Source organism: Clostridioides sp. ZZV14-6150, from assembly GCF_020657875.1.
Lineage (GTDB): Bacteria > Bacillota > Clostridia > Peptostreptococcales > Peptostreptococcaceae > Clostridioides.
The window spans coordinates 62,323-73,978 of the sequence record NZ_JAGWDA010000004.1; the positions used below are offsets into that span (position 1 = coordinate 62,323).

11 protein-coding genes are annotated in these 11,656 nt (G+C 26.4%); 7 read left to right on the forward strand and 4 right to left on the reverse strand.

Features of this window, described 5'->3' with window-relative positions:
* Positions 1-387: 387 nt before the first annotated feature.
* On the reverse strand, positions 388-2,577 hold the full coding sequence (locus KGF41_RS06405; protein ID WP_227841939.1) for an amino acid adenylation domain-containing protein: 2,190 nt from the start codon (positions 2,575-2,577) through the stop codon (positions 388-390).
* A 329-nt stretch (positions 2,578-2,906) separates the two neighbouring features.
* On the opposite strand from KGF41_RS06405, the gene KGF41_RS06410 reads away from it, so the two are divergent.
* Positions 2,907-3,638: a glycerophosphodiester phosphodiesterase gene (locus tag KGF41_RS06410; RefSeq protein WP_227827272.1), complete on the forward strand. Its 732-nt coding sequence runs from the start codon at positions 2,907-2,909 to the stop codon at positions 3,636-3,638.
* A 79-nt stretch (positions 3,639-3,717) separates the two neighbouring features.
* Positions 3,718-4,356, forward strand: a complete 639-nt coding sequence (locus KGF41_RS06415; RefSeq protein ID WP_227856513.1) for an isochorismatase family cysteine hydrolase — start codon at positions 3,718-3,720, stop codon at positions 4,354-4,356.
* Positions 4,357-4,578: 222 nt separating this feature from the next.
* Here the strand turns inward: KGF41_RS06415 and KGF41_RS06420 are convergent, their stop codons facing one another.
* A complete protein-coding gene (locus KGF41_RS06420) occupies positions 4,579-5,172 on the reverse strand; it encodes a DUF3867 domain-containing protein (protein WP_227434304.1) in 594 nt (197 codons plus the stop codon).
* Between the two features lie 70 nt (positions 5,173-5,242).
* Positions 5,243-6,106 (reverse strand): S66 peptidase family protein, encoded by an 864-nt coding sequence (locus KGF41_RS06425; protein WP_227827270.1) that lies wholly within the window; start codon positions 6,104-6,106, stop codon positions 5,243-5,245.
* Between the two features lie 167 nt (positions 6,107-6,273).
* Here KGF41_RS06425 and KGF41_RS06430 point away from each other — a divergent pair, with 167 nt between their 5' ends.
* From KGF41_RS06430 to KGF41_RS06450, 5 genes are all read left to right on the forward strand, one after another.
* The gene (locus KGF41_RS06430) at positions 6,274-7,443 is read left to right on the forward strand and encodes a M20 family metallopeptidase (RefSeq protein WP_227856514.1); all 1,170 of its coding nucleotides are present in this window, start codon (positions 6,274-6,276) and stop codon (positions 7,441-7,443) included.
* A gap of 97 nt (positions 7,444-7,540) precedes the next feature.
* Positions 7,541-8,017: an SAM-dependent methyltransferase gene (locus KGF41_RS06435; RefSeq protein WP_227827268.1), complete on the forward strand. Its 477-nt coding sequence runs from the start codon at positions 7,541-7,543 to the stop codon at positions 8,015-8,017.
* Between the two features lie 182 nt (positions 8,018-8,199).
* A complete protein-coding gene (locus KGF41_RS06440) occupies positions 8,200-8,562 on the forward strand; it encodes a hypothetical protein (RefSeq protein ID WP_227827267.1) in 363 nt (120 codons plus the stop codon).
* Positions 8,563-8,994: 432 nt separating this feature from the next.
* Entirely contained in the window at positions 8,995-9,789 is a 795-nt protein-coding gene (locus KGF41_RS06445) for a M55 family metallopeptidase (RefSeq protein ID WP_227827266.1), read from the forward strand.
* A 22-nt stretch (positions 9,790-9,811) separates the two neighbouring features.
* Entirely contained in the window at positions 9,812-10,255 is a 444-nt protein-coding gene (locus KGF41_RS06450; RefSeq protein ID WP_227827265.1) for a regulatory YrvL family protein, read from the forward strand.
* Positions 10,256-10,333: 78 nt separating this feature from the next.
* Here the strand turns inward: KGF41_RS06450 and KGF41_RS06455 are convergent, their stop codons facing one another.
* A complete protein-coding gene (locus KGF41_RS06455; protein ID WP_227827264.1) occupies positions 10,334-11,620 on the reverse strand; it encodes a Gfo/Idh/MocA family protein in 1,287 nt (428 codons plus the stop codon).
* Positions 11,621-11,656: the final 36 nt, after the last annotated feature.

The window sequence follows — 11,656 nt, forward strand, 5'->3', positions numbered from 1 at the left end:
TGTATATATTATAACATATATACATATAAAACTTAACTTTTTATTATTTTACAAATAGCGAGTAAAAACTATTAAAATTTAATACCATATTATTAATTTCTACTTTTAGATATTTTTATGCTAATTTTCTTTTTATTTTTCGATTATACTAAAAATAATTAAGATAAAAAGTAAAAAAAAATTTTATATTAAAATTAAATTTGTTATAAAAACACTTTAAAACACGGAAAAGTATAAAAAATACAATAATCATCCCTATAAACAGATTTTCACCACAGTAAAAATGTACAGAAAATTCTTTCTTTTATGTCAATTGATTAATTCTTAAAAATAGGTGTCATAAAGAAATTTTTATAGTCCCTTTATAACACCTGTCATAATACAAAATCACTCTGGCAATGCCCTTTTATTTACTTTTCCAATTGGGGTAACTGGTATTTTATCTATCCTCATTATTATCGTTGGAATCATATATGGAGGTAAATGCTCATTTAAATATTCTCTAACTGTTATGTCATTTATTTTTTCGCTATCATTATCATCAATCACATAATATGCACATATATACATATCTCCGTCCTCATTTGTTCTTGATATACAGACAACACTTTTAATTTCTGCAATATTGTTTATTATGTTTTCAATCTCATACAACTCTATTCTAAATTCATCAATTTTTACTTGATTATCCATCCTACCAATATAATCTAAGTTTCCATCATCTAACCATCTTACCAAATCACCAGTCCTATACATTAATTTATTGTGTTCACAAGTTTTGTAAGGATTTTCTACAAATACTTGCTCTGTTAACCCTTTTTTATTTAAATAGCCTCTTGATATTTGGATTCCTGATAAACAGAGTTCTCCTGGAACTCCAATTGGACATAGTTTATTTTTTTTATCTAATACATATGCATAAGTATTAAAGATTGGCTTACCTATTGGTATTTTCCCATACTCTTTATCCACATGAAAAGAAGTTGATACAACAGTAAATTCTGTTGGTCCATACTCATTATATAACTCATAGTTACGTTTTCTATATCCTTTTAATCTTTCTCCTCCAGTCTGCACAACCCTAAGTGAACTATTGTTACAGTTTTGTATAAATAATCTTGCAAACGCTGTTGGTAATGCTAATATAGTTATATCATTTTCCTCACAATACTCATTTACTGTATATTCATCAAATTTTGCTTCTTCTGGCATAATGTTTATTGAAGCACCCATCAATAGATATGGAAATAGTTGTTTCATTACAGCATCAAAACTAAAACTTAAATATATTCCACATCTATCATTTTCTGTAGCACTTATAGCTTCTATACTATAATAACACATGTTTACTAAACTCTTATGCTCTATAGCTATAGTCTTTGGCCTACCAGTTGACCCTGATGTAGATATTGTATATGCACAGTTTGATGGTGTTATTTTTTCAGTTAAGTCATATCTGTTTTTAAATATGTCTTCATCATTTATATCAATTACTATTGTGTTTTCATTTATAACCTTACATCTAAGTTCGTCTGTAGTTATTACTACTTTTGCATTACTGTCTTCAAGAAGGTAATTTAATCTTTCTTCTGGATTACTTGTGTCTATCGGAAAGAATGCTCCTCCTGATTTCATAATTCCTATGGCTGTAACAATTATATTAATGTCTCTTGGCAACATTACAGCTACTATATCTTCACTTTTTACCCCTATATGATTTAAATAACCTGCAAGTCTATCAGTTAATTCATCAAGTTCTCTATATGTCAAATTTCTATTTTCATCTCTAGCACCTACATTATTAGGTGTTCTCTCAACTTGTTCCCTAAATAAATCAATATAACTTCTGTCATATGGTATCTCACATTTATTATCATTAAAATCTTTCAATAATATTCTTTCTTCTTTTTTACATACAAATTCCAAATCTTCTATTAAAATATTGTTATTCCTTATTATCTGTTCTATTATATAATCAAATTGATTTAATATTCTTCTAATAGTTTCTCTTTTATATATAGATGGCTTATATTTTATTTTTATTTTTAATGCCCTTTTAGTATAAACTATTACAGATAAATCATATCCTTTTTTTTCTATGTCATAGTCATATGATAAATCAAAACTTTTAGCTACAAATATTGTATTTATAAGTTTAGTGTTCAAATGATTTTTATTCTCTATATCTGATAGTAAATAATATCCATATTCTAAAGACCTACTCCATTGCCTTTTCAATTTTTTTACAACATCTATAAATTTTTCGCTTTGTCTAACCTTAACTCTTATTGGAATTATATTTATTGTTTTTCCAAAAACTACATCATCTTCATATGTATACTTTTGTAATATCAGTCCATAGATAGTTTCTATAATAGAACTTATGCTTATATTATTCATTTTAGAATACTGAATTAATTTTTCATGTTTTTCAATATCAATCTTAAAAATTTCATCTACAACTTCGTCAGAACAATCTTTATAAAAAAAATCATTTGGAATTTTTGCTAGATTGGTATAATCATCTAGCAAATCCATCCAATAATTCATAGCTCGTTCTAAATTAACTTCATACATATCAAAATTCCCCCTTACTACTAAATCTATAGAAAAAATTCTTTTGGAATTTTATTTTTTTAAGTACAGAAATATATTAATAATACATATGCAAGCTCTAAACACATGAGCTTGCATAAACTTATACTTATATATTATGACTATTAAATTCGTAATATTTATAATGTTTAAAATATATTATAACACATATATGATTTTATTTTCTTACATTTATATAATATATAAATTGTTATTTAATTAATGTATAATTATATTGTTTAGAATATGATATATTATATTAATTAAAATTTTATAAGAAGAAGTTATATTTATTGAAAGGAGTTTTACAAATGAACATTTATGCTCACAGAGGTTTTAGTGGAAAATATCCAGAAAACACTATTCTCGCTTTTAAAAAATGCTTAGATATGGATATATACGGAATAGAACTTGATGTTCACAAGACTAAAGATGGAAAAGTTGTAGTTATTCATGATGAAACAGTCGATAGAACTTTTAATGGACATGGTTTTGTAAAAGACCTTACTTTAAGAAAACTAAAAACCTTAAACTCATCCTTTGAAGGTTACCAAAACAATAAAGAATGTAAAATTCCAACTTTAGAAGAAGTATTAATTTTAATTTCGCCTACAGACTTAATCTTAAATATAGAACTAAAAACTGACAAAGTAAATTACACTAACATAGAAAAGGATGTTTTGAAACTTATTTTAAAATACAATATGAAAAATAGAGTTCTTATATCTAGTTTTAATAGTAATAGCTTAAAAAATTTTCATAAATTAGACCCCAGTATAAAAACAGCTTTATTGTGCTACTTGCCCATAAACAATGTAGTTGAATTTGCTAAATTTCTAGGAAATAGCTATCTTCATCCTCCTTTAATTCTAGTAAATGAATCTCTAGTTGAACTTTGTCACAAAAACTTACTAGGTGTCAATGTATATACTGTAAACGAAGAAGAAGATATGCTACACTGCCTAGCCCTTAATGTAGATGGTATTTTTACTAACTATCCAGATATAGCTTTAAAACTTTTACAATCAAAGCAATACAGCTAGTTATATAGTAGTTTATACTCCTTGACTTTTATATGATTAATATGTACAATTTTATTAAATTTAGCTTGGAGGTATACTTATGGATAACTTATTAAATGAACTTGAAGCTTTAAAAAGTAATTTAGATAATTTACCAATAGAAAAAATAGAAAATTACGATTTGAGTAAGACAGCTTTATTTATAATTGATGTAAATAATGGTTTTGCAAAACAAGGTGCCTTATACTCCCCTAGAGTAGAATCTTTGATAAAGCCAATTGAAATTTTCACAAAAAAAATATCAAATAAACTAAATAAAGTAATTGCATTTACTGATTGTCATACCCCCAAATCTATAGAACTTTTAAGTTATCCAGTTCACTGTTTAGAAAATGATGTGGAAAGTGAATTGGTTGATGAACTTAAATCTATAGAAAATCTACAAGTTCTACCTAAAAACTCTACTAACGGATTTTTCGCACTAGAAAATCTGAACTTTGATGGTATAGATAATATAATTATAGTTGGTGATTGCACAGATATATGTATATATCAATTTGCAATAACACTAAAATCTTATTTTAATCAATATGATATGAAAAAAAACATAGTTGTTCCTATGAATTTAGTAGACACTTATGACATTCCCAATGTTCATCCTGCGGAGATTTTAAACCTAGTATTTTTTAATAGTATGCTTCAAAATGGAGTTAATGTATTAAAAGAAATTCGTTTATAATAAATACTTTATATATTTGTATAGAGATACAGTTTTGATAATAAGATTATTCTATACAAATATTACTTAATACAATTAATTTAACATAACTAAAGTATGTAAATATAGAAATCGCAATTTAAATGTTCTTCTACATGTCTTCTGTAAGAGAAATTAAATTGCGATTTCTATTTTTTACATAATACTAATCAACTATACTGCTTCAATAGTTAAATTTATTTTTTAATAATCGTATTTATTTGTAGTTTCACACATAACTACTTTTATCTTTTTATTAAACATATTCTTATATTCTAATAAAAACTCATTTAATTCTGAGTCCATAAGATTTATTTTTTTATCACTACAAAGCATTATTTTTTCTTGATCTATTATTACATTAATATCATTTAAATCATTTTTTATGAATGTTGTTATACAACTCTTAGGTTGAATTTTTTCACCATATTTCTCATAAAATCCTGCACTCTTTTTAAACGATTCTAAATCTTCTGTAGATACTTTGCTGGAAGTATTATTACTCATAAAACCTGCTGTAGAAGGGTCGATTCCAAAGTTTCTAAGTTGTTTTTCTACTTCTTCAGTGTCCATACCATATCTTTCCATGAACTGTTTTTGTATTTTCATAAACTTTTCTTGAGATATGTCATTATCTTTCATATAATCAAATATTTTTCTTGAAAATTCAGCCATCGACATCTTTCCATCCATAACAGAAAAATATAAGTTATATATGTATTGCTCAAATTTATCTACATCAGAATCTTTAACTTTGTTTTTTAATTCGTTAAAGTCAATTATTCTATCATCAGACATTTTTTATCCTCCTAGCTAAATTTTTACTTGTATAAGATTATACCATACTTCTAATATATTTATATACACACTATTTTTTTAATTTAACCATTTTTTCTGTTGCATCTAATTCACACATTCTTCCTAAAGGAATAGTTATCATTGGTATACAGTGCCCAGATTGTAGATTATATATAGCTGGCTTATTAACCTTCTGTGCAAATTCCTCCAATAGTTCTATTAAATCATCTTCTTTGATACAGTTTTTAAAATCTCCAAAAATTATACCATTACATTCATCCAGTTTTCCTAAAGAATACAATTGAGTTAACATCCTGTCTAATTTATATTGACATTCTCCAATTTCTTCAATAAATAAAATTTTATCCTTTGCATCTATTTCATATTTAGTTCCTATTGTAGAAATTATTAGAGATAAGTTTCCTCCCATTATTATTCCCTCTGCTTTGCCTTCACATACAGTATAAATCTTTTCTTCTTTTGGATTTTCTAAATATAGCTCATCTTTAAATTCTAAAGCATCTACTAGAGATTTATAAGTAAATTCATCCCATTTTGCTACATCTGCTGCCATTATTCCATGATATGGTAAAAGACCACAATTTTTATAAAAAGCTAGATTTAAACCTGTTATATCAGAAAAACCTATAAATGGTTTAGGATTTTGTTTTATTATTTCATAATTTATTTTATCTAGTATTCTTGTTGTTCCATAACCTCCTCTTAAACACATAATCATATCTACTTCTTCATCTAGGAACATCTCTTCTATATCTCTTACTCTAATATCATCATTCCCAGCTAAATAACCTTTATAATTTAGTCCACAACTTTCAGAAAATTTAACTTCATAACCATACTTCTCTAAATTAAATTTTATTTCTTCTAGACTTGTATTTCTCAATGGTCCAGAAGGCGCAATTACTCCTAACATCTAAACACCTCTTATTCTAAAATGATATATTCTAATTTATGCTAAACCTCTCTACTATAATTATAAGACATTTTATTTATACTTGATACAGAATAATGATTTATATAGAATAATATAATTATAATAATGAAGAAAAATAAATTTTTAATATAGTTAGGATGTGTTTTATGATTAATATTAAAGCTCTTTGCCATGATATAAATGATTGGGTTATAGATATTCGAAGAGATTTACACAAAACTCCAGAACTTGGATTAGAAGAATTTCAAACTAAGAAAAAAATTATTAAGTATTTGGATGAAATAGGTATAAGTTATATTGAATATGAAAATCACACAGGATTGACTGCATATATAAATGTAAATCCAAACTTTGAGACAGTTGCTATAAGAGCTGATATAGATGCTTTGCCTATAACAGAAGAACTCAATCCACCTTATAAATCCATTAATCTAGGCAAAATGCACGCATGTGGCCATGATGCACATACTGCTATTTTACTCGGTACTTGTAATATACTATTTAAATTAAAGGATTATTTAAATGTAAATGTAAAGTTTTTTTTCCAACCTGCTGAAGAAACTATTGGTGGTGCCAAACTTATGATAGAAGATGGATGTATGAAAAATCCAGATGTAAATTATATATTTGGTCTTCATGTAAATCCCAATATTGATAAAAGTTTAATTGAACTAAAATACAATACTTTAAATGCATCAACAGATACACTTTGTATAACTGTATATGGCTCAAAATGTCATGGAGCTTATCCACATCAAGGTGTTGATGCTATAGTTATCTCTGCTCATATCATAACTGCTTTGCAAACAATTGTTAGCCGAAATACAAACCCTACTGATTCTGTAGTTATTTCTTTAGGAAAAATTGAAGGCGGAATTAAAGAAAATATAGTTTGTGATAAAGTTATTATAAAAGGAACCTTAAGAACTTTAACCCAAGAAACCAGGGACTTTTCAAAAAAACGAATCAAAGAAGTTTGTTATTTTACTTGCAAAACATTTGGAGGAAAGATTGATGTTGAAATTGAAGAAGGTTATCCTGCCCTTATAAATTCAAATTCTCTTGTGGATTATGTTAAACAAAATGCAGTAGAATTATTTGGAAAAGAAAATATTTTGATTAAAGATACACCTACTCTTGGTGCTGAAGATTTTTCATATTTTTTGAAGTATTGTGAAGGTGCTTTTTATCACCTTGGTTGTGCAAATCAGGAAAAAAATATTAATTCTCCTCTTCATACAGCTACCTTTGATATTGATGAAGATTGTCTTATCACTGGCGTTATGCTTCATGCTAAAAATGTATTATCCTTTTAATCATATACTTCTATCTCCTTTTTATATTGACTCTCACATGGTGTTAGGGTTTACTCTAAAATTACAAATGACAAACCAAATAATTGGAGGTAATATTATGAAACAAAGTTTAGTAAATCCTATAGGAAAAATACGTGTTCAAGGTGAAGAAATTTCTATCGAATTGGATAAAAAGTATATACCTGCATTAAAAGAGCTTGATGAATTTAGTCATTTAAATGTAATCTGGTGGTTTGATGGATTTGATAACGTTGAAGCAAGAAGTATCTTAGAAACTCCAAAACCTTATAAAAAAGCACCTGATGTTATGGGAATATTTGCAACAAGGTCACCTATTAGACCTAATCCAATAGCATTAACTACTGTACAAATTATTAGCATCGACCATGAGCATGGTACAATAAAAATTCCATATATTGATGCTAATGATAATAGCCCTGTTATCGACTTAAAACCATATACTCCAAGTATTGATAGAATTGAAAATCCATCAGTTCCTGAATGGTGCAATCATTGGCCTAAATGTGTAGAAAAATCAGAAGAATTTGATTGGGAAAATGAATTTGAATTTTAGTTTATTTAAAGTAGAGTATTAAATTAAGAGATTTTAATTTAATACTCTACTTTATTATATTTTAATTATATAAAGTATTCGTTGTATTTAATTTTCTTGAATTATATAATTGCTTTTATCCACTTTCATATTGGCAAATTATCTTGTATACTTAATGTAAATAATTATAAAGGAGAATACTCATGACAATATTTAGTCTACAAGCAGCAAATTTATTTGGATGGATAGCTATGGTTCTTGGCGTTATTATGTCAATTAATGATAGTAAAAAGCATTTGCCAAAATTTAAGAACTTAAACTATATTTTCTTTGCTTTTATGGGCTTATTCTATGCATTTACTTTATTTGCACTTGCCCAAAGTTTTACATCACATATATTTAGAATAGTAAATTGTATCATTTATATAATAGTTTTAATTGCATGCAATAAAGTTTCTACAAATAAAAATCTCAACAGTAGTTTTTGGACATTAGTAGGATTTTCAATAAATCCTATTTTAGCAATAATCATTGTATTTTTTATAAAAAACAAAAAATATAATTAGAACAAAATATTTTATTAAGGGTTATTTGATAACTACAAAATATACTTGAGTATATATTATTAGTTTATTATAACCCCCTAAATATCTTCTTTCTTACTAATTCTATAGAATGATTCTATAACTCAACTCTTTCTACTAATGTTAAAACGCTACAATCATTAAACAAGCTTAAAAATAATATCTATCAATGTTTTAAGTATGTTAAACTAGTAAATGTAGCTACTTCTATGTTACAATCTTATATAAATATTGTATATAGCAAAACTGGTCTAATAGATACTAATAGCGTTATATTTTTAATATCAGTTATTTTTCAGTTACAGATTTAATAATAATTAATAATGAGACATAATATTTTTCTGCCTTTTATTAATTGTATATTTACTGTTATCTATTGTTATCATTAATAATAAATTTAAGGGGGATTATATTATGAAGTTATATTTAAGTGCCGATATAGAAGGTACTTGTGGCATTGTAAATTGGGATGAAACAAAGCTTGAATGCGAATTTTCAGAGCACTATAGAACACAAATGAGTAAAGAAATAGCTTCTGCATGTAATGGAGCTACTCAGTCTGGTATGCAAGAAATACTTGTTAAAGATGCACATGATAGTGGCAGAAATATTAATCCAGATATTTTGCCTGAAAATGTCAAAATACTTAGAGGATGGACTAAAGACCCACTAGTTATGATGGCTGGGATTGATGAAAGTTTTGATGCATGTGTATTTACTGGTTATCATTCTGGAGCTACTTGTAATGGTAATCCACTTTCTCATACTATGGATATTGACTATGACTACTTTAAAATAAATGATGAGATAGCATCTGAATTTACTATAAATGCTTATGCTGCTGCATACTATAATGTTCCTGTGGCATTTTTAAGTGGAGATGAAATGCTTTGTGAAAGTGCAAAAAAACTAAACCCAAATATAATCACTGTTCCTGTTTCAAAAGGAATTGGAAATGGCTCAATTTCAATTCATCCAAATCTTGCACTAAAAAAAATAGAAGAAGGTGTTAGAGAATCTTTATCTGGAGATTTATCTAGACATTTAATAAAATTACCAAACAAGTTTAAAATTGAAATAAAGTTTAGAGAACATTACAAGGCTTTTAAAGCTTCTTTCTACCCAAATATGAAGAAAATAGATTCTCAAACAATACTATTTGAAACAGAAGATTATTATGAATTTTTAAGAATGTTGTTATTTATATAAATTTCATGTTATACATAAGGAGTTGATTGAGATAAGTAATAAAAGAAGGATTCCTTTAGGCGAATTTATTTCTGTATTTTTATTTTTTGCTGTTTTTTTTGGTATAACTTTTTGTATTTTCACTGTTATAGGAATTGGCTTCTTATCATTCTTAGGTTTTGAATATAAATCTCTTGGGTCTGTACTAATTTTCTTTTTAATATATTTTTGTATAACTACCCCAATTGATTTTCTATGCACTACCATTTTAGATATATTTAGATATGTAAACAAATTGCCGTATTCAATTTACAAATTTTGCGAATTTATAATTTATTTTATACTAACTTTTTTAGCTATGAACATAATTGATACATTTATGGGTTCAATAACGATTCCTTTAAGTACAGAAATTTTATTTGCCTTACTTTCTTATCTCTTATCTGAATGCATGGATTTTTTTGATAAAGATAAGAAAAAATCTTAATAAAAAGATAGATTACTTAATAGAAGATTTATATATTCCTATTATCTAATCTATCTTTATTTGTGTAATCTTTTATATTTAAAATATAGTTTCTTCTATTTCTTTAGTCATCTTTATAGCATCATCGAAAAATTTATCTATATGCACCACTTCATCACTCACTCTTGAATACTCTGCTGCAAATGCCATTATATGACTTTCTATAGCATCTTTTGCTGCTACTTTTCCTTTTTCTAAGTTTTTACTTGAAACTAATTTAATGAACTCAGCTATGAGATTTCTATCATATTCTTCTACCATATTTTTCTTATTTGATGGATTTATAACTACTTCTTCATTTTTTCCAAATTCTTTAATTCTTATCTCATTTTTATTTAAATCTCCACCAACTTCTCCATGACTAAACATCATCTTTATAGTTCTTCCATTTTCTTTAGTAAATGCACATAGATTAAAAGTAGCTGTTACTCCATTTTCAAATTGTAATATATTTACCATGTTATCTACAACATTATTATCACATCTGTAAACACATCTTCCATATGGGCTTGTTTCAAGTATCTTTAAAAGATTCTCTTTTGTAGGATTTATATGTACAGCTCTATTTATATTTCTGTCATTTTCTAGATAAATTTGTTTTGAAGAATATGGACATTTCTTTTCTACTAAACATTGAAGGCAATTCTGTGCCATTTCTCCCCCAGCATTTTCATTGTTAAGATGCTTTAAACTTCCAAATGCAGAGATTTTTTTACATCTACTACCTACCAAATATAATAGAATATCCATATCATGACAACTCTTCGCCAAAATCAAAGGGCTTGTCTCATTACTATTTCTCCAATTTCCTCTAGTAAAACTATGAGCAAAATGCCAATATCCTATATTCTCATTATATTGTATACTAACTAACTCTCCTAATTTTTTGCTTTCTACAATTTCTCTTAATTTATTGTAAAATGGAGAGTATCTAAGTACATGACAAATCATAAAAATCTTATCTTTATATTTATCACACAGGTCATTTATATGTACTAATCCATCTAAACTATTAGACATTGGTTTTTCCAATAATATATGATAACCCTTTTGAAGAGCTAAACTTGCTACGTCATAATGTCTATCATCATTTGTAGCTATTATGACTGCATCTGCCATTTTATCCTGTTTAAAGAATTCTTCTAGAGTTTCAAATACATTTTTGCTATTTAAGTTATACTTTTGTGCAAACAATTCACGTCTTCCTTCTTTAGGTTCTGCTACAGCAACTATCTCACATATATCAGAATTTTCATAAACATATGGAGCATACGCATATGTACCTCTATTACCTGCTCCAATCACAGCAACTTTTACTTTTTCCATACTTTAAATTATCCCCTTTATATTATTTCTACTACT

Excerpts from the sequence above, each read along its gene's own strand:
- KGF41_RS06405 (WP_227841939.1), bottom strand. The coding sequence starts at position 2,577 with ATGTATGAAGTTAATTTAGAACGAGCTATGAATTATTGGATGGATTTG.
- KGF41_RS06410 (WP_227827272.1), top strand. The coding sequence starts at position 2,907 with ATGAACATTTATGCTCACAGAGGTTTTAGTGGAAAATATCCAGAAAAC.
- KGF41_RS06415 (WP_227856513.1), top strand. The coding sequence starts at position 3,718 with ATGGATAACTTATTAAATGAACTTGAAGCTTTAAAAAGTAATTTAGAT.
- KGF41_RS06420 (WP_227434304.1), bottom strand. The coding sequence starts at position 5,172 with ATGTCTGATGATAGAATAATTGACTTTAACGAATTAAAAAACAAAGTT.
- KGF41_RS06425 (WP_227827270.1), bottom strand. The coding sequence starts at position 6,106 with ATGTTAGGAGTAATTGCGCCTTCTGGACCATTGAGAAATACAAGTCTA.
- KGF41_RS06430 (WP_227856514.1), top strand. The coding sequence starts at position 6,274 with ATGATTAATATTAAAGCTCTTTGCCATGATATAAATGATTGGGTTATA.
- KGF41_RS06435 (WP_227827268.1), top strand. The coding sequence starts at position 7,541 with ATGAAACAAAGTTTAGTAAATCCTATAGGAAAAATACGTGTTCAAGGT.
- KGF41_RS06440 (WP_227827267.1), top strand. The coding sequence starts at position 8,200 with ATGACAATATTTAGTCTACAAGCAGCAAATTTATTTGGATGGATAGCT.
- KGF41_RS06445 (WP_227827266.1), top strand. The coding sequence starts at position 8,995 with ATGAAGTTATATTTAAGTGCCGATATAGAAGGTACTTGTGGCATTGTA.
- KGF41_RS06455 (WP_227827264.1), bottom strand. The coding sequence starts at position 11,620 with ATGGAAAAAGTAAAAGTTGCTGTGATTGGAGCAGGTAATAGAGGTACA.